Annotated in this window: 17 protein-coding genes and 1 riboswitch; of the genes, 3 read left to right on the forward strand and 14 right to left on the reverse strand. The window is 67.8% G+C overall.

The genetic code is table 11. The annotated features are described in order from the left end of the window. The 6 genes from E1261_RS30520 to E1261_RS30545 form a co-directional block, all read right to left on the reverse strand. On the reverse strand, window positions 1-714 hold a 714-nt coding region (locus tag E1261_RS30520), incomplete at its 3' end, for an ABC transporter ATP-binding protein (RefSeq protein ID WP_132412640.1). Window position 715: 1 nt separating this feature from the next. Beyond that, window positions 716-1,702 carry a FecCD family ABC transporter permease gene (locus E1261_RS30525; RefSeq protein ID WP_238176530.1) on the reverse strand — a complete coding sequence of 329 codons (987 nt, stop codon included), beginning with the start codon at window positions 1,700-1,702 and terminating at the stop codon, window positions 716-718. A gap of 65 nt (window positions 1,703-1,767) precedes the next feature. Further along, window positions 1,768-2,760, reverse strand: a complete 993-nt coding sequence (locus E1261_RS30530) for a FecCD family ABC transporter permease (protein WP_132412644.1) — start codon at window positions 2,758-2,760, stop codon at window positions 1,768-1,770. Further along, the gene (locus E1261_RS30535; RefSeq protein ID WP_132412646.1) at window positions 2,757-3,779 is read right to left on the reverse strand and encodes an ABC transporter substrate-binding protein; all 1,023 of its coding nucleotides are present in this window, start codon (window positions 3,777-3,779) and stop codon (window positions 2,757-2,759) included. The genes E1261_RS30530 and E1261_RS30535 overlap by 4 nt, the downstream gene beginning before the upstream one ends. A gap of 23 nt (window positions 3,780-3,802) precedes the next feature. Next, window positions 3,803-3,988: riboswitch (cobalamin riboswitch) on the reverse strand. Between the two features lie 30 nt (window positions 3,989-4,018). Continuing rightward, window positions 4,019-4,798, reverse strand: a complete 780-nt coding sequence (locus E1261_RS30540) for a hypothetical protein (protein WP_132412648.1) — start codon at window positions 4,796-4,798, stop codon at window positions 4,019-4,021. A gap of 205 nt (window positions 4,799-5,003) precedes the next feature. After that, complete coding sequence (locus E1261_RS30545) at window positions 5,004-6,305, reverse strand: MFS transporter (RefSeq protein WP_132412650.1); 1,302 nt, start codon at window positions 6,303-6,305, stop codon at window positions 5,004-5,006. Between the two features lie 120 nt (window positions 6,306-6,425). Here E1261_RS30545 and E1261_RS30550 point away from each other — a divergent pair, with 120 nt between their 5' ends. Further along, window positions 6,426-7,229, forward strand: coding sequence for a hypothetical protein (locus E1261_RS30550; RefSeq protein WP_132412652.1), 804 nt, complete (start codon window positions 6,426-6,428; stop codon window positions 7,227-7,229). 127 nt (window positions 7,230-7,356) lie between these two features. Here the strand turns inward: E1261_RS30550 and E1261_RS30555 are convergent, their stop codons facing one another. Next, window positions 7,357-7,698, reverse strand: a complete 342-nt coding sequence (locus E1261_RS30555) for a sterol carrier family protein (protein ID WP_132412654.1) — start codon at window positions 7,696-7,698, stop codon at window positions 7,357-7,359. A gap of 128 nt (window positions 7,699-7,826) precedes the next feature. Between E1261_RS30555 and E1261_RS30560 the strand changes: the two genes are divergently transcribed. Continuing rightward, the gene (locus E1261_RS30560) at window positions 7,827-8,399 is read left to right on the forward strand and encodes a hypothetical protein (protein ID WP_238176531.1); all 573 of its coding nucleotides are present in this window, start codon (window positions 7,827-7,829) and stop codon (window positions 8,397-8,399) included. On the opposite strand, the gene E1261_RS30565 is transcribed toward E1261_RS30560, so the two are convergent. The 7 genes from E1261_RS30565 to E1261_RS30595 all read right to left on the reverse strand — a co-directional run bounded on the left by E1261_RS30565 (window position 8,396) and on the right by E1261_RS30595 (window position 17,188). Then, on the reverse strand, window positions 8,396-9,934 hold the full coding sequence (locus E1261_RS30565; RefSeq protein WP_132412658.1) for an alpha/beta hydrolase: 1,539 nt from the start codon (window positions 9,932-9,934) through the stop codon (window positions 8,396-8,398). The genes E1261_RS30560 and E1261_RS30565 overlap by 4 nt on opposite strands. Next, entirely contained in the window at window positions 9,931-10,935 is a 1,005-nt protein-coding gene (locus E1261_RS30570; protein ID WP_132412672.1) for a PSP1 domain-containing protein, read from the reverse strand. The genes E1261_RS30565 and E1261_RS30570 overlap by 4 nt, the downstream gene beginning before the upstream one ends. A 27-nt stretch (window positions 10,936-10,962) precedes the next feature. After that, the gene (locus E1261_RS30575; protein ID WP_132412660.1) at window positions 10,963-11,895 is read right to left on the reverse strand and encodes a DUF4190 domain-containing protein; all 933 of its coding nucleotides are present in this window, start codon (window positions 11,893-11,895) and stop codon (window positions 10,963-10,965) included. Window positions 11,896-12,015: 120 nt separating this feature from the next. Further along, window positions 12,016-12,687 carry a DUF4190 domain-containing protein gene (locus tag E1261_RS30580; RefSeq protein WP_132412662.1) on the reverse strand — a complete coding sequence of 224 codons (672 nt, stop codon included), beginning with the start codon at window positions 12,685-12,687 and terminating at the stop codon, window positions 12,016-12,018. Window positions 12,688-12,913: 226 nt separating this feature from the next. Continuing rightward, complete coding sequence (locus E1261_RS30585) at window positions 12,914-14,083, reverse strand: DNA polymerase III subunit delta' (RefSeq protein ID WP_132412664.1); 1,170 nt, start codon at window positions 14,081-14,083, stop codon at window positions 12,914-12,916. After that, complete coding sequence (gene tmk, locus E1261_RS30590) at window positions 14,080-16,065, reverse strand: dTMP kinase (protein ID WP_132412666.1); 1,986 nt, start codon at window positions 16,063-16,065, stop codon at window positions 14,080-14,082. The genes E1261_RS30585 and tmk overlap by 4 nt, the downstream gene beginning before the upstream one ends. Window positions 16,066-16,084: 19 nt before the next feature. Continuing rightward, window positions 16,085-17,188: a pyridoxal phosphate-dependent aminotransferase gene (locus E1261_RS30595; RefSeq protein WP_132412668.1), complete on the reverse strand. Its 1,104-nt coding sequence runs from the start codon at window positions 17,186-17,188 to the stop codon at window positions 16,085-16,087. A gap of 145 nt (window positions 17,189-17,333) precedes the next feature. On the opposite strand from E1261_RS30595, the gene E1261_RS30600 reads away from it, so the two are divergent. Next, window positions 17,334-18,639, forward strand: a 1,306-nt coding sequence (locus E1261_RS30600; protein ID WP_202875173.1) for an aminotransferase-like domain-containing protein, incomplete at its 3' end; no start/stop codon positions are given.

An 18,639-nucleotide genomic window follows, 5' to 3' on the forward strand; every position in this document is an offset into this window, starting at 1 on the left:
GTTGAAGACGGTGGCGACTGTCTCGGGGGTGATGACTTCGGTGGGGGTGCCGGTGGCTGCTACTCGGCCGTCTTTGAGGGCTATCAGGTGGTCGGCGTAGCGGGCGGCGAGGTTGAGGTCGTGGAGGACGAGGACGATCGTCTTGTGGTGCCGGCGGTTGAGGTCCTGGACGAGGTCGAGGATCTCCAGTTGGTGGGCCAGGTCGAGGAAGGTGGTGGGTTCGTCGAGGAGCATGGTGTCGGCGTCTTGGGCGAGGGCCAGGGCGATCCAGACTCGTTGGCGCTGGCCGCCGGACAGTTCGTCGAGGGAACGGTCGGCGAGGTCGGCGACGCCGGTCGCGGCCAGCGCCGCGCTGACCACGCGCTCGTCGTCGGAGGACCACTGCCGGAACCAGCGTTGGTGCGGATGCCGGCCACGACCGACCAGGTCGGACACCGTGATCCCTTCGGGCGCGACCGGTTGCTGCGGGAGCATGCCGAGCTGGGTTGCGAGTTGAGCGGCACCGACCTTCGCCAGGTTGACGTCGTCCAGGTACACGGCACCACCGCGCGGAGTGAGCAGTCGCGCGAGCCCGCGGAGCAGTGTGGACTTCCCGCTGGCGTTGGCGCCGACGATGACTGTGATCTGCTCGCGCGGGATCACCACCGACAGTTCGTGTACCACGGCGCGGCCGTCGTACGCGAGAGTCAACCCGTCTGCACGGAGTTCCGTCATGTCAGCCTCCACTACCGATGCGGTTGGCGCGGGCCATCAGGATGAGCAGGTACGGCGCTCCCAGGAACGCGGTCACGATGCCGACCGGCAACTGCGTCGGCGCGAGGATCTGCCGGGCGACGAGGTCGGAAGCCACCACCAGCAAAGCGCCAAGAGCGCCAGCCATCAGTAGCCCGGCAACGCGCTCGGCCACCAACCGGCGGGCCAGTTGCGGTGCCACCAGCGCCACGAAGGCGATCGGTCCCGCGGCCGCAGTCGCCAACGCAGCAAGGGCGACGCCAACCAAGATCAGCAACCCTCGCGAGAGCTCGACGCGACCAGCCAACGTCCGCGCCAAGTCATCGCCGAGCTCCAGTAACCGCAACTGCCGGGCCCCCGCGACTGCGGCCGGCAGCAGAATCACCAAAGCCACCCCGATCAGTACCGCGTGAGACCACGAGCGACCAGCGAGACTCCCGGCCAGCCACTGCGACGCGCTCTTCGCGGTGTAGATATCGGCCAGCGTCAGCAGATACGCGGTGACCGAACCGATGATCGCTGTCACGCCAATGCCAACGAGGACAAGCCGATAGCCGGAGACCCCATCGCGGTAAGCAAGCAGGTAGACAGCGGTTGCCGCAAGCAACGACCCCAGCAACGCACCACCCGGAATCCATCCACTACCGAGCACAGTGATCATCAGTACGGCGGCCAGCGCGGCCCCGGCGTTGACCCCGATCAGGTCCGGGCTGACCAGCGGATTGCGAGCCAGCCGCTGGAAGATCGCCCCCGAAACGCCGAACGCCGTACCGACGCCGATCCCGACCAGGACCCGTGGCAGTCGCCCGTTCAGCACGATGTCGTTGAGGATCAACGTCCCCTGGCCGCTCAGGGTGTCCAACACCAACGGCAGCGGAATCCGGTAGTCGCCAAGCGTCAACGACAGCGCCCCGACCGCAAGAGTCAGCGCCACCGCAACAGTCGACCAGACCAGGCTGGAAACATCCACGCGCGTCGAGACCCGACCAACCCGAAGCGACAGTGTTTGATTCCTTCCCCGCCCCACCGCCCCGGTCACAGCGCGGCCAATCGGCGACGGCGAACCAGCGCGATGAACACCGGCGCGCCAATGACCGCCGTGATGATTCCGACCTGCAGCTCATCCGGACGAGCCACCAGCCGCCCAACAACATCGGCAAGCAGCAGTACGGCGGGCGCCAGCACCATCGACCACGGGAGTATCCACCGATAGTCCGCACCAACGAGGGTCCGCGCCACATGCGGTACGGCGAGCCCGAGGAACCCGATCGGCCCAGCGATCGCAGTCGCCGTACCGGCAAGCACGACCACCGCCAGCCCAGCCGCCACCCGCACCACCATGACCCGAGTGCCCAATGAGCGAGCCAGCTCATCACCCAGAGCAAGCTGATTCAGCGACCGCCCGAGCACCAACGCCAGAACGATGCCCACGGCAATGAACGGAACGGCCTGACCAATCACCGAGCCAGTAGCCAGCGTGAGCGACCCGACCACCCAGAACCGGAACTCGTTCAACGTCGACAGATCAAGCAACGTGATCGCCGAAGTCACCGACCCCAGCAGCGCGGAGATCGCCGCCCCAGCCAGCGCGAGCTTCACCGGCGTCGCGCCACCCCGCCCGATCGCGCCGACCAGATAGACGACCACCGTCGCGACCAGCGCGCCACCCATCGCAAACCACACGTACCCGGTCAGGCTGCTCACACCCAGCACCCCAATAGCCCCGACCACAGCCAGCGCGGCACCAGCGTTCACCCCGAGAATCCCCGGATCTGCCAGCGGATTGCGCGTTACGCCCTGCATCAACGCACCCGCCAGACCGAGCGCCGCACCGGCCAACAACCCAGCACCGGTGCGCGGCATCCGCAGATACCGAATCACGCGATCGTTGTCGCTGCCACTGAAGTCCGCCAGCGCCAGGTAGACATCGTGTGCCCCGAAATACTGGTTCCCGACGCTCAAGGACAGCAGGACCGAAACCGCGAGGACTGCGACGCACAACAGCAGTCCGGCCGCGCGCCACCTCATTTGAACAGGTCAGGGTGAATCGTCTTGGCGATGTCCTCGGTCGTGTAAGCACCGCGCACTCCGGCCGAGTGGTTCGCGAACAGCCACGGTACGACGTGTTTGTTGCGGACCGCCTTGAGATTCTGGAAGGCCGGGTTCGCGAGAATCTTGTCCACCTCGGCCTGCGACGAGGCCGCTGTCAGCGCCGCGTCACAGCACCCGCTGATCAGGAGGTAGTCAGGGTTGCGCTTGATCAGCTCCTCGACGCCGATCTTCACGTTCCGCTTGGAAGTCAGGTCGGTGAAAGCGTTCACTCCACCGGCCTGCTTGATCAGCACGGTCCCGAAGTCCGGCCCACCGGAGACAGTCAGCGCGCCGCCCTCCAGCCCGGGCCGCAGAATCGCGACGGTCGGCCTCGGCGCGTTCTTCACCTTCGCCTCGACCGCGGCGATCCGCTTCTCCTGATCGGCAATCACCTGCTCGGCGCGGTCCTCGACCCCGAACAACGTGCCGAGTCCGCGCAGATCGGCGTACACGTTGTCCATCGTGACGCTCGCCGGGTCGATCGCCTCGTCGCCCTTACCGTCCGCGGTCGGGCAGAGCGGGCTGAAGATCCAGGTCTGGACGCCGAGCTCGGCCAGGCTCTTGCGGCTCCCGAAGCTCTCGTCGCTGCCACCGCCGGCGCTGAAGACGTCGTTGAACCCGGACAGCACGAAGTCCGGGTTCGCCGCGAGAAGTTCTTCCCGGCTGGGCAGGTTCTTGTAGTACTTCGCCTTGGACTGAGCGCTCGCGTACTCCGGCAGCACCTCGGCATCCAGGTACGCCGTACCGACCAGGCGATCGGAGATCCCCAGCGCATGCGCCATCTCGATGGCCGGCTGGTACGCCGCGAACACGCGCTTCGGCGGACCGCTCACAGTGACGTCGATCCCGCAGTTCTTCACGGTGATCGTCGACCCCGGCGGACCGGCCGCGGTGGACGTGCCACAGCCGGCGAGCAGGCCGAGCAACAAGACAGGGAGAACAGACTTACGCAGCACGGAACCGCTCCTCCAGCACCTCGTGGACGGATCATGCCGTGGCCGGTCTCCTGGCTGACGGGATTACCTCCACCGGCCTGGTCTTCCCAGCGACAACCAGTGACCTCCCCCACACAGCAGGGGAACGGCCGGTGAACTCCCGATCACAGTGGCGAGGGCCGCGCCGGCATCACACCGGCTTCCCGAACACCACGGCGCGGCCACAGTAACACCCGCGAACCCGTCGCATGTACAGCAGATCAGCGGTAGAGCGACACCATCGCGAGCGCGAACTGCGTCATCGTGCCGGAGTTGATCGCCCGGGCCGGCAGCGGGACCAGCTCGACCAGTTTGTTCTCGCCGAGCCGGATCGTGGTCCGCCCGGTCGCGGTGTCGACGTACGCCTCGTCACCCAGCGGGATCGATTGGGCGGTCGGCGTCTTCCGGATCGCCGTCATCAACACGGCGGCTTGCGGCGTACGGCGTACTGACGTGGACAGCACGCTGTTCGTGGCAACCCACCCGCAGACCAGGTCGCCGTTCTCGGTCGCGCCGTCCCGACGGATGTACGGGGGCACGCCCATCACCTTGGCGGCAGCCGACGAGCCGCGTTCACAATCTGGTCGAGTGATCATCGGCTCCGGCGTAGGCAGCCCTGCCGCCTGCCGGACCACCTCCTCCGCGAGTACGACGTACTTCGCGAGCGTGGCCTTCGGGCCTGCGACCTTGTAGAGGCGGCCGCCGCTGAGGAAGACCACGAAGGTGTCCGTTCCGAACCCCGGGGCTCTGGTTCCGAAGCTGTTCGCGCCAACGATCGCGGGCTTGGCGCCCTTGGTCGCCTTCTGGGCCGCGCCCAGCGTGGTCTTCGTAGCCGCTTCCACCGAGACGCCGACCCGCAGCACCGGCCCATTCGGAGTGGCGCTCAGACCGAGCTGGCAGATGTCATACGTCGCCGGTACGCCGAAGTCCGCCGGGAACGTCTGCGGCTGAATCTGCACCACCGGAGCGGCCAGCGTGGTCTGGACCAGCGTCTGATCCATCCGAACGCACACCGTCTCGGCGACCTTGGCGGTTGGCGGAGTGCTCGAAGGAGTCTCCGACGGTGTCTGGGTAGGAGTCGTGCTGATCGGGACCAGCGGCGGCACGCTCGGCGCAGTCTCCTGCCCAGGACCGCCACACCCGGACGCGAGCACTGCAAGGCAAACAAGCGGCACGACCGGACGAATACGCATAGTGCCCCAAAGCCTACGCTTCGTCCGCTTCCGCCGCGGCCCGAAGATCGCGCTCGCGGACGGCGTGCTCGTCGGTGCGAGCGTCGTACCGCCAGAAGTCGCGGAGGGCGGCGCCGGTCGCTGCGACGCCGGCCACGCAGAGGATGCCGCCGCTGACGATCGACGTACGGACGCTGGTCAGGTCGGCGACCAGACCGGATCGGGCCTGACCACCGAGTGGGCCGAGCATGTAGGACAGCATCTCGATTCCAGCCAGCCGGCCGCGCATTTCGTCCGGGATCGTCTGGTTCCAGATCACTGCGCGGAAGAGACCGGAGACCAGATCCGCGGCGCCGGCGAAGGCGAAGAAGACGAGCGCGAACCAGATACTCGGCGCGAGACCGGCGATGCCGATCGCCGCACCCCAGCAGGCGGCCGCGATCACGACGGCCCGGCCGTGGTGATGGACATGGCGGGTCCAGCCGCTGGTCAGGGTCGCGATCAGCGCGCCGACCGCCTCCGCGCTGTAGAGCGCACCGAGCAGCTTCGGTTCCTTCAGCACCTCGGTGGCGAACGCCGGGAACAGCACGATCGGCATCGCCATGAACATCCCGACCATGTCGACGACGTACGTGCCGAGCAGGTCCTTGCGGCGTACGGCGTACTTGATGCCGTCGGCGATGCCGCGCAGGCTCGGTGGTTCAGAGTGCTCGCCGACCCGGTACGGCTTGAGCCACAGATACATCAGGGTGGCGATCGACAGACCGACCAACTCGACCCCGAAGGCCCAGGCGATCCCGGCCGTGCCGACCAGGACACCACCCAGCGCGGGGCCGACCAGCTGACCGGCCTGCATGGCCATCGCGTTCAGCGCTGTCGCGGCCGGTAGCTCGGAGTGCTTGACCACGCGCGGGAACAGGGCGTCCCGGCTCGGTCGCTGCAGCGAGGCGGCGGTCGCGTTCAGCGCGCCGCAGACGTAGATGATCCACACCTGCGGGTTGCTCAGCAGGGCGTTGCTCAGCAGCACCGCACACACCGCCACCTGGGCGGCGCCGGTGAAGATCAGCATCTTCCGGCGGTCCACGTGATCGGCGAGCGCACCGCCGTACAGGCCGAAGACGACCAGCGGCAGGATGCTGACCAGCCCCATCGCACCGACCGCGAAGTTCGAGTGGGTCAGCGAGTAGAGCTGGAACGGCAGCGCGACGTACCCGAACATGCTGCCGAGATAGAAGACCGTCCCGGAGACCGTCAGGATCCGGAAGTCACGGGAACCACGCCACGGAGTCAGGTCGACACGCAACCGGGCCAGTCGCGTGCGGAAACTTGCTGCCACCGCCACATCCTGTCAGCAAGCCTGCCCAGGCGAAGAACCCTTTTCTCCCTACCGTGGAACCGATTGGTTGCCCTCGGCGTCAATCTCCCTGAATATCCCCAGGACAGACGGAGAAACCGGATGATCTCGACCAAGTCGGTACGCACCAAGGTGTTCGCCACCCTCACCGCGGGGGCCGCCGCCGGTGCCGCCCTGCTTGCGCCCGTGGCCGCACAGGCCACGACCAGCACCGCCACGGCGCCTGCCGCGGTCACCCAGGCCACGGCGGTCTCGGACATCCTCCAGCCGGGCCAGAAGCTGAAGGCCGGCAACTACATCCGTTCCAAGAACGGCCAGTACACGTTCCTGATGCAGTCCGACGGCAATGCGGTGCTCTACAAGGGCAAGACCGCGCTGTGGTCGACCGCGACCAACCGCAAGGCTTCTGTCCTGGTGATGCAGAAGAACGGCAACCTGACCGTCGTCTCCGGCAAAACCATCGTCTGGCAGAGCAACACCGGCACCAGCCCGAACGCCCGGCTCGTCGTGCAGAACGACAACAACCTGGTGATCTACAACACCCGGAACAAGCCGAACTGGAGCCGCTACATGGTGGTCGGCACCCTCGGGATGAACCGCGTGCTGAAGTACCCGGAGTACATGACGTCGGTGAACCGCGCCTACCGCCTGTACATGCAGGGTGACGGCAATCTGGTCCTCTACAAGGGCAAGACCGCACTCTGGAGCACCAAGACCCAGAGCAAGGGCGCCTTCGTGGCCATGCAGGGCGACGGAAACCTGGTCGTCTACAGCGCCGCGAAGAAGGCCCTGTGGTCCAGCAAGACCACCCGCAAGGGCTCCGTCCTGGTCCTGCAGAACAGCGGCGACCTGCAGATCGTGAACGGCCGCACGGTGGTCTGGCGTACCAACACCGCCGGTCGCTGAGAAAAGTTCGTACCGATTTCTTCAGTAGGCGAACTTTCTGGCCTCTCGGTGCGTCTTGTAAGTAGCCGCGGCACCCGGGGCGGGGTGTCGCGGCCCTTTACTGCCTAGTATCAGCTCACATCGGTGATCAAGTGGTTACCAAGGGCAACAATTCGCTGAGGTCGGTGCGTTCACCACTCGCGCGGAGCTTCCCGGTACTGCGCGCCTCGGGCCAGGTGGTCCGGCCGAGGGCGAGCTCGATCCACAGCTCGGGTGGCAGCTCGACCACCGCGCCCGGCGTACCGCGGGTGTGGCGCGGACCCTCGATGCACTGCACAGCGCCGTACGGCGGGACGCGGACCTCCACCGCATGTCCGGGCGCCTTGGCCACCAGGAGCTTCAGCAACTCCTTCGTCAGCAGTTTCAGGTCGGGGCGTTCGGCCGTGCCCGCGGCGTACCGCTCCAGGGCCTGATCAAAGGGCGTGCTCACGACGAGCCAGCGTACGCGGAATTGTGATCGCGCCCCCTTCGTGGTCGATAATCAAGGCGGTAGAAACGGAAGGCGAGGTCTCGATGCTCACGCCCAGGCACCAGGCACTGCTGATGACACTGGCAGGGATGACCGTCGGTGTTGCAGTCTTCGGCAGCGTGCTGGCCATCAACAGCATCAGGAACGGCGACGACAAACGGGCAACCGATGTCGTGACCAGCCAGACCCCTCCGAGCACCACGCCGCGCGGCGACGGTCTGCAGGCCGACAGCCTGCAGTACACGGCGCAGACCTTCGGCACCGACCGGGCCCCGGTCTCCGCCGAGGTCCCCTCGACCTGGAAGGGCACCCAGGACGGCCAGCGGCCGCGGTTCCTGGATCCGACCGGCGTCTGGCAGATCCGCTTCGACACCCGCGGCAGCAGCAAGTCCCCGGAGCGTCAGGTGAGCGAGCGCGAGCGCAGCATCCAGGAGCAGCAGCTCAAGGTGCTCAGCCGCGACAACGGCACGCTCATCTACACGTACGTCGACAGCACCCGCGGGCCGCGGATGGGCCTGTCCCGCTGGGTCTCCACCGACAACGGCGACAGCACCGCGGTCGAGATCACCGTCGGCGGTCGCCCGCAGGACGACGCCGCACTACGCGCCGTCCTCGACCACGCCACCCAGACGCTGCAGCTACCGGACAACCGGCCGAACTAGCAACTGATGTCCGCGGTCGGGGCCTGGCCCTGCAGCAGGTAGGTCTCCACAACGTTGTCCACACACTGGTTGCCGGCCTTGTAGCCGGTGTGACCGTCGCCGTCCCGAGTGACCAGTACGCCGCTCTCCAGTTGCCCCGCGAGGCCGACGGACCAGGCATACGGCGTCGCCGGGTCACGCGTCGTACCGACCACGACGATCGGATTCGCGCCGGCAGCCTTGATCGGGTGCGGCTTGTCCTCAGCCTTGACCGGCCAGTTCGCACAGGCCAGTGAGCCCCACAGCAGGAACGACCCGAACCGCGGGGAGGCTGCCTTGTACTTCGGCTCCTCGGCCTTGGCCTGCGCGACCGAGGCGATATCCGGGCGATCCACGCAGTTCACCGCGTAGATGACCTCGTTCTGGTTGTTCGCGTAGCCGGAGTTCGAACGCTCGGTGTACTGGTCGGCGAGTGCGAGCAGCCGCGCGCCCTTGCCGTCCAGCCCGTCGAGCACCGCGTCCTCGAGCCGCGGCCACAGGTCCTTGGCGTAGAGCGGATAGATGACACCCAGTACGACGATCGCCTGCGTCACCTCGCGATCACCGTCACCTGGCAGCGGCTTCGCGTCGCTGTCGTTGATCAGCTCGTCGACCTTGGCCAGCACCTCGGCCTTGCTGCTACCCAGCCGGCACTGCCGCTGTGCACATTCCTCGGCGAACGCGTCCAGCGCGGTGTCGAACCCCTTCGCCTGCGCGATGTTGTTGTCCTGCGAGGTCTTCGACGGGTCGACGGCACCGTCGAGCACCAGCCGGCCGACGTTCTTCGGGAAGAGTTCGGCGTACGTCGCGCCCAGGAAGGTGCCATATGACATCCCCAGGTAGTTCAGTTGAGCGTCACCAACGATCCCGCGCAGTACGTCGATATCGCGGGCGGCGTCCTTCGTCCCGACATGCGGCAGCAGCTCACCCGACTGCTGCTGGCAACCGTCGGCCAGCGTCTTGGCCTCGTCGTTCAGCTCGGTGATCTCAGCGTCGTCGTCCGGACTGCCGTCAGCGGCGATGAACTTGTCCAGCTGCTCGGTATCCAGGCATCTCACCGGCGTCGACTGGCCAACACCTCGCGGATCCCAGCCGATCACGTCGAACTTCCGCAGCAGCGAGGATCCGAGCACGAACCCGGCCGAGGCGGCGAACTCCACACCCGAACCACCCGGTCCACCCGGGTTGATGAACAGCGTGCCGATCCGTCCGACGCGATCGCGGGCCAGCACCTTGCGAGCGCGCAGCTCGATCGACTTGCCGGCGGGCTTGCTGTAGTCCAGCGGCACCTTGATCGTCGCGCACTGCTGGTTACTACCGCAGCGCTCCCAATCCGGCTTCTGGTTGTAGAACTCCTCGAGCCCGGCAGGGATCGGACCGACCGGACCGGTCGGCACCTTCCCGCTCGGCCCACCGCTCCCACCGGCATCCGCATCCTGCGCCCGGCTCGCCACGCCACATCCACTCAGCAGTACCGCAAGAGCGGCCAGTACGACGGTCGTCCTGCGGAATCTCACTGCTCAGCTTCTCCTTCTTCGTGGTTCAGGCGGCGCCGGCGCCGGGGTTTACGCTGCCGCCGCTCCTCGGTCGTCTCCGGTGCTACCTCAGCGACCGGTTCCACGATCTGCGGCTCTGGCTCCGGCTCCCGGCGTACAGGCGTCGGAAGCTCAACCGCCACGGCGTCAGGTGTCGTCGTACTGGATGCTTCGTACTGCTGGCGCGGTGAGCACACGTCCGCGCGACTGCAGGCGCAGCGCCGGCCGGAAGCTGCCAGCCGGACCACGACGGTGTCGCTCGGCACGTTGTGCCCGACGACCACTCCATCACCCGCGGGGGTCTCCACGGCGGTCCCGACAGCCGGGGCCTTCGCGTTGTACTCCTGGTAGAGCGGGTGCTCGTACTTCAGGCAGCACATCAGCCGCCCGCACGCGCCGGAGATCTTCAGCGGATTCAGCGGCAGGTCCTGGTCCTTCGCCATCCGCACGCTGACCGGCTCGAAGTCCTTCAGGAACGTCGCACAGCACAGATCCCGCCCGCACGGCCCGATCCCGCCCTGCAGCCGGGCCTCGTCGCGCGCGCCAACCTGGCGAAGCTCGATCCGCGCCCGCAGCCCACGCGCCAGATCCCGCACGAGCTCGCGGAAATCCACCCGGTGCGGCGCGGAGAAGTACACGATCACCAGCTGGTCGACATCGGCCCGCCGGTCGACGAAATCGATCCCGACCACCTTCATCGGCAGGTCGTGCTGGCGGATCAGCCGCTTGGCGATCACCCGGGCATCGGCCCGGCGCTGCCGGTTCTGCTCGTCGCGGTCGAGGTCGGCCGTGGTCGCGATCCCGTCACACAGCGGCAGCCCGCCGATCTCCTCAGTCACGAACTGCGGTGCCCACACACACTCGGCGACCTCGGGACCGTCGTCGGTCGGGACCAGCACCTTCTCCCCGACCCGCGGTCGATGCGGCCCGGGATCCAGGTAATACAGCCGCCCGTACCGCTCGAACGACACCGCCATCACCATGCCCACGCCGTCAGCGTACTTGCCGTCCTAGCGTTTGGTGCCTTTCACCGAACCGATGATGCGTTCGTCCTCGGGCGAGTAGGCGGCGCAGACGACCAAACGGTCGTCGTCCTGCTCCCAGAGATCCTGGTCCGGCGTCCACCAGCCGAGCGTCAGCTCGGAGTCGTCGGCGGACTTGCCGACATAGGTGCCGAACTCCTCGGCGCAGCGGGCCTCACCGATCCGGTCGATCTGCCGGTTCCCCGGGTAGGGCCCGTCGGGGAGGGTGACGTTCGAGATGATCTCGCCGTCGTGCGCGTTGGCACAGTCCTGCCGCTCGACCAGGTCGTTGTTCTCGTCACCGTTGAAGCACTCGCCGACCGCCAGGGCGTCGACGTACGTGCCGGAGTACGACGTACTCGGTCCCCGGGACGGCGCACCGTAGTCGTCCTGGCCGTCGGCCCACAACCCGAGCGCCACGATCCCCACGATCATCAAGGCGAAGCCGAGGGTGAGGACCCCGCCGGTGATGATCCCGGCGATCGCCATCCCCTTGCCGTCCTCGTGCGGCCGGCGCTTGAGCTGCACCAGCGCCGCGATCCCGAAGCCGACCCCGAACGGCGCGGAGATCCCGATCGCGAACCCACCGAGCCCACACACCAGCGAGGCGATCGCGAACGAGTTCGTCTTGTTGCCCTGGCCCGGATACCCGTACCCGTAGGCCGAGGGGAACCCACCCGGCCCGTACGGCGGCTGTCCGTACGGAGGCTGCCCGTACGGCGCCGGTGCGGGCGGCTGTCCATAGGGCACCGGCATGTGCACCGGCGGCTGCCCATAGGGCGGCTGCTGCCCGTACGTCGGTTGGCCCGGCCCCTGCCCGTACGGCGAGGTCGCCGGCGTGGACGGCTGCCCAGGCGCGACCCACGCGGACTGGGTGGGGAGCGGCACGGTGGGCTCGGAGGTCGGGACGGCCTGCGTCACGTCGTCATCCGGGCGTGCGTAGTTCGGGAAGGACCTCGGCGTGTCCTGTGGCCGGTCCGGTTCCGGACCGTACGGTGGTTGACTCACGACTTCCCCCAGGTGTTTCCCCCGCGCACCCTGCTACCGCTGCGATCCGCGCATGCTACCGCTCAACCGGGTCCCCGGCATCCCGACCAGGCACAACACGTTGCCGTCAGCAACAGCACGATCTTCCAGGACGACGTAGTACATGTCCAGCTCCGACTGTTCGTACGGCGTCCCGATGAACGTCCCGAACGCCGTCGTGCACGCCCCGGTCGCGATCGTCTGGGTCTCGTCCGTGGTCCGTCCGGACAGATCGGCCCGCACCTTCGCGTAGGCCTCACCACTGTGCTCGGACCGGCAGTTCGCGATCCGGGCCATCCGCAGCGTGTCCGCCTCCAGGTCCGCGTCGAAACAGCGCCCGACCTCGACCTGCGCGATTGGCACCGTCCGTCCGACCCCGTCCCGCAGCTGCCCGTACAGCCCGAGCGCGACCGCAACCCCGGTGACGATCGCCCAGCACAGGCAGACCACCAGAGCGCCGTACGCGAATCTCTTCCCGCGACCACCAGTGCGCTTGATCCGCCGCAGCGCGATCCCCGCCAGCACCACCGCCACCGGCACCAGCCCGGGCAAGCTCGTCACCAGCGCCGCCACGGCATACCGATCCTGCCGCTGCTGCGCCGGCGTCGGCACGCCGGCAAGCCACGACTCAGCTGTCGGAAGCGACGGCCGCGCAGGCTGCATCGGAGGCGGAGGGGGCCCTGTCATGAGGCCCCCTTTCTGGACTGAGGAACGCAGGGAGCGAAGCGACTGGAGAGACGAGGGAAGAAAGGGAACCAGGCCTCATGACACGCCGCGCGGAGCGCGGCAATGCATACAGTCATGGGTGTCCGATCGGGCGGCTCGGCCGAGCGAGCTTTTTTGCCCGGACATACGGACATCGCTTGGACGAGCGCTCGTGTTACATCGGCTGTCCAGTCAGCGGACGGGCGTCTCAGCCTTCGAACAGGCCGATCGTCATCGCTTCGAGGGCCAGCAACGGTGCGACGTTCGTCTCGATGGCCTCGCGGCAACCGGTGATCGCGGCCAGCCTACGAATCGTCTGCTCCGGGGTGGTCCGACCGGCCAAAGCGTCGATCTGCCGGGTCAGTTCGGCGTTGATCAGCTCGGTCCCGGACTTGGTCTGCACCACCAGCACATCGCGGTACAGCGCCATCAGGTCAACCAGTGACCGATCCAGTACGTCGCGTTCCCAGCGCTTGGCCCGGGCCTTCTGCTGGTCCTCGAGCTCCTTCAGGGCCGCGTTCGCCTCGCGCGGCTTGGCGCCCTTGGTGCCGACGCCGAGCGCCTGCTCCAGGGCAGCCCGCTCCTTCTCGTCGACCTTCTCCGCGCTCGCCTTGGCCTCTTCCTTGGCCGCCTCGACCAGCTGCTGCGCCGCCTTCAGACACGCCCCGAGATCCCGTAGCGCGAACGGCACCTCGAGCACCTTCGACCGCCGCGCCCGGACCTCCTCGTCCCGCGCCAGCGCCCGGGCCCGCCCGATATGACCCTGCGCGGCCCGCGCCGCGAACCCGGCCAGATCCGCATCGATCCCGAGCTTCGTCACCAGCATCTGCGCCACCGCGTTGACCGGCGGCGTCCGCAGCACCAGCAGCCGGCACCGCGACCTGATCGTCGGTACGACGTCCTCGACCGTCGGGGCACACAGCACCCACACCGTCCGGGGCGCGGGCTCCTCGATGCTCTTCAGCAACGCGTCCGCCGCCTGCTCGGTGAGCCGGTCCGCATCCTCGATCACCATCACCTGCCACCGGCCCTGCGTCGGGCTCATCGCGGCCCGGCGAACCAGCTCCCGGATCTCACTGACCCGGATCGACAGCAACTCGGTCCGGATCAGCGACACATCCGGATGCGCGCCGGTGAGCACCGTCTGACAGTTCTTGCACTCACCACAGCCGTCGTCGTGGCACTGCAGAGCCGCCGCGAACGCACGCCCCGCGTTCGACCGCCCCGATCCCGGCGGCCCGGTGATCAGCCACGCATGCGTCATCCCGACCACCGCTGCCCCGGACTCACCCCGCACCGCGGCCGAGGCACCACCCACAGCCTTCCGCAGTACGGCGACCGCCGGCTCCTGGCCGACCAAGTCGTCCCAGACGGTCATGTGATCACCTTCGGGAGGAGTGGTTCCAGGCGAGCGCGGATCTGCTCGGCGATCTCTTCGCGGTCCTGGGTGGCGTCGATCACCAGGTAGTGCTGGGGTTCGGCGGCGGCCAGCTCGAGGAACGCCGCCCGGACCCGCTCATGGAAGTCGGCCGACTGGGCCTCGATCCGGTCCCGCTCGGCGAACCGGCCGAGCCCGTTCTTCGGCGGCAGGTCGAGGATGACGGTCAGGTTCGGGCGGAGGTCGTCGGTGGCCCAGCGGTTCACCCGCTCGACATCCGACACGTCGAGATCGCGCCCGGAACCCTGGTAGGCCAGCGCGGAGTCGACGTACCGATCGGTGATCACGACGGTGCCCGACTTGAGCGCCGGCTTGATGACCGAGTCCACGTGCTCAGCCTTGTCAGCGGCGTAGATCAACGCCTCGGCCCGATGCGAGATATCGCCGGTGGCGGGATCGAGAATGATCTCGCGCAGCTTCTGCCCGAGGTCGGTCGCACCTGGCTCCCGCGTCAGCAGAACGTGCTGCCCCTGGTCCTCCAGCCACTTCACGAGCAGCGCGGACTGCGTCGACTTGCCCGCGCCCTCACCGCCCTCAAGCGCGATGAACAACCCGGTGGTCGGATAGATCCCCGGTGTCTTGCCGAAGCTGCGCCGCAGATCTCGCCAGAACGGTACGCCGGGTCTGTCGTCCATCTGCCGCCACGCCAGCAGCCCGATCACACCGGCCACGACCGCAGCGATCAGCATCGTCATCGAGGCGCCGTTGTAGGTCACCGAATGACCGGAGATCGAGTACGTGTGCCGCCCGATCGCACCGGCCACGAACGGCGCGATCGCCAGCGTGACCGCGAGCACCGTCCGTACGGCGGACTGCACGAACGCGAACGTCCGGCCCCGAACCGCATCCGGCACCTCGAGACCGAGCAGCGTGTACCCCGAAACCCAGGACGCACCGGCGTTGAACCCGAGCAGGATCGCGATCATCGTCGCGATCTCGATCTGCTGGATCAGCGCCAGCCCGGCCAGGCAGATCCCTGATCCGACCAGCCCGGCCGCGAACAACCGGCGCCGCGACAACCCGGAGAAGATCCGCGGCGCGAACCCCATCCCGAGCGCGAGACCGCCGAAGACCGCTCCGAACAGAACGCCGTACCCGGGGTCGCCGGCATCGAGGTCCTCGACGTACGTGCGGCCGAGGCCGATCACGACCGCACCGGCCGCGAACGCGCCGGAGATCCCGACCACGAGCCCGCGGACGACCGGCGTACCGGTGACGTAGGACCAGCCCTCGACCATGGTCCGCCACAGCGTCGGGTGCTGCTCGTGATCGTGGATCGCGCGGCCGATCTCGGAGACCGACACGATCGCGAGGGCCGAGATGGCGAAGGTCGCCGCGTTCACGTAGACCGCGAGGTCGATCGCGAAGTCACCAGCCCAGCGGCTGACCAGGGTGATCGCCGTGAAGATCGCCGCGGCCGGCAGCGCCGTCCCGTACGTCGTGATCAGGCTCAGCTGGTTGGCCGCCTCGAGGCGATGCCGGGGCACCAGATTCGGCACGCTGGCGTCCTTCGCCGGACCCCAGACCAGGCTGACGATCTCGATCAGCACCGTTGCCACCAGCACCCAGGTGAGCGTGCCGACGATCGGGATACTGACGAAGAACGCGGCCCGGATCAGGTCGCCGATGATCATCGTCGCGCGCCGATCCAGCCGGTCCGCGACCCAGCCGGCCACCGGTCCCATCACGAGTGCGGGCAGCACCCGGAGGAACAGCACGCCACCGATGGCGAAGTTCGCCGCCTGGTAGTCGTCACCGGCGAACGACTTCGCCATCGCGGTCAGCGCCAGCAGCCCGATCCAGTCGCCGAGACTGGACAGCCCGAACGCGATCCACAGCCGCCGGAACGCCCGGATCCGCAGCACCGCGCGCACGTCGTGCGCCGGTGCAGGATCGGTCAGCGGGTCATATACCTCCGGCACGCCGCCAAGACTAGTCGGCTCATCGGACAGCCTTGTGCAGTGCGGTGGTCAGGATGTCGAGGGCGACCTTCAGCTCGGCCGGCGGCGGGTAGCCGAAACCGAGGCGGAACACCCGCGGCTCGTCGGTGAACCACTCGCCATCGGCGAGCCGAAGACTCAACTCGGCCGTGGCCTCGCGGAAACTGTCGATATCGATCTGCGGGCGAAGCCTGATGCAGGACAGCGCACCGGCATCAGGTCGAACCCACTCGACCAGGTCAGCGTTGGCCCGCGCCCATTCCTCGGTCGCCGCGACCCCCTCCGCCAGCCGAGGACGCCGTACGGCAAGGATCTCGTCCTGCAACTCGAAGACGCGGACCGCCAGCGCCTCGGTAAGCGGTGAGCCGGTCACGACCGTGCTGAACTTCGCGGTCACCAGGCGCTCGACCAGGTCCGCATCGGTACTGATCGCCCAGCCGGTGCGCAGTCCAGCTGCCCCATGGCACTTCGACAACGACGCCACCGTCACCACCTTGTCCCCGAGGACCAGAGCCGACTCTGCGATCGGATCGTCGCCGTACGAGGCAGTGCGGTAGGTGTCGTCGACCAGTAGGTACGCGTCGGGGCAGGTGGTCGCCATGGCTTGGTAGATCTCGCGGAAGACGGTGAGCGGTATGGCAACACCAGAGGGGTTCTGGGGACTCGCCAGACTGACCAGCTTGGTGTCAGACGTCAGCTGGGCAATGACATCGGCCGCCTGCAACTGGTAGCCGGTGTCGAAGGTCAGTGGGATCACCCGAACGTCCGCACCGACCGCATGGCAGACGTTGCGGGCCATCGGGAACAGCGGTGCGGTCGTGACGACCTGACCGCCGTTGTCGGCGACCAGGAACGTCAGCAGGAAGATCGCGTGCTGTCCGCCGATAGTGACCACCACCTGGTCGGCCTCGGCACCATGTGCGGCAGCAATCGCGGCCCGTAGCTTCGGATCGCCCTGACTCGTGCCATAGCCGAGTTCTAGCTCGGTGAGCTCCGGTGTGAGCAGGTCAGCGAGGCGCAGCTCCGGGCCGTAGCTCTCACCGAGGTCGTGCTGCGGGTGGGTGTCGGACAGGGTCTGGATGGGATTGCGCACGAAGTTCGCCATGCTCTTCATGGTCTGGTGTGAGGGCTAGCCGTCCCAGAGCCAATCCGGCAGAATTGGTTTGGCAATGAGACCAATCGAACTCTGTGACCGTCTCGGCCGGTGGTCATCCGGCCGAGGGCCTCTCTATGTGCTGCTCGCTGCCCGGATGCGGCAACTCATAGACGACGGCGAACTGCCCGGCGGTGCGCTGCTGCCGCCCGACCGCACACTGGCCGAGGCGCTGGCCGTCGGACGCACCACCGTGGTCGCCGCCTACGACCTGCTGCGTTCAGAAGGCCGCATCACCCGCCGCCAGGGCAGTGGCACGCGTGTTGCAGGCACACCAGCGGCGTCTGAGGATCCGCCGGCCGATCCGATCTTCCTGGGATCACTGGAGACGCGGGACGACGGCGTACTGCTCGCCATCTGCGCAGCACCTGGTGAACCACCGCCGGAACTGGCAGAGGCATACCAGCGGATCATCCCGGAGCTGACTGCTATTAGCGGTGACATCGGCTACTACCCGTACGGCCACCTCTCCCTCCGTACGGCGATCGCCGCCCGCTACACGCAGTACGGCGTACCGACCGTGGCTGACCAGGTGCTCGTGACAAACGGTGCTCAGCAGGCACTGTCCCTGCTGGCGCATGCACTGGTGTCACCTGGAGATCAGGTGCTGTCCGAAGCACCCACATTCCCCGGAGCGCTGGAGGTGTTCCGCGAGCGGGGCGCGGTGCTGCGCGGGCTGCCGGTGGGGCTGGACGGCTTCGAGACTGCAGTGCGGGAGCGGCGTCCGGCATTGGCTTACGTGATTCCGACGTACCACAATCCGACCGGTGCAGTGATGCCCCGACTGGACCGGCAGCGCCTGGCCCGCGCCGCGGCTGCGGCCGACGTACCGCTGATCGAGGACGAGGTCCCGGCAGACCTCGGCTTCCCCGGACAGGACCGGCCGACCGCACTCGCGGCGTACGGGTCCTCGGTCATCTCGATTGGCTCACTCAGCAAAAGCATCTGGGGCGGCCTCCGCATCGGCTGGGTCCGCGCCGCGGCCCCCTTCATCACCCGCCTGGCCCGCCTCCGCGCCGTCCACGACCTAGGCGGCAACGTCCCAGCCCAGCTAGCCGCAGCCCACCTCGTCCCCCTCCTCGACTCCCTGAACGTAGGCGCCACCCTCCAGTCCCGCCACGCCCACCTGACAGCACTCCTGTCCGAGCACCTCCCGACCTGGCACTACCCCAAGCTCACCGGCGGCCAAGTCCTCTGGATCCGCCTCCCCACCGGCGACGGCAACTCCTTCGCCCAAACCGCCCTCCGCCACGGCATAGCCGTCCTCCCCGGCGCCGGCCTCGACCTGACCGGCAACAGCCCCAGTTACATCCGCCTCCACTTCCACACCCCCAAGGCCACCCTCACCGAATCAATAACCCGCCTAACCACCGCCTGGCACGCCTACCGCGCCGTCCACGACC

The organism is Kribbella albertanoniae (assembly GCF_004348455.1).
GTDB classification, from domain to species: domain Bacteria; phylum Actinomycetota; class Actinomycetes; order Propionibacteriales; family Kribbellaceae; genus Kribbella; species Kribbella albertanoniae.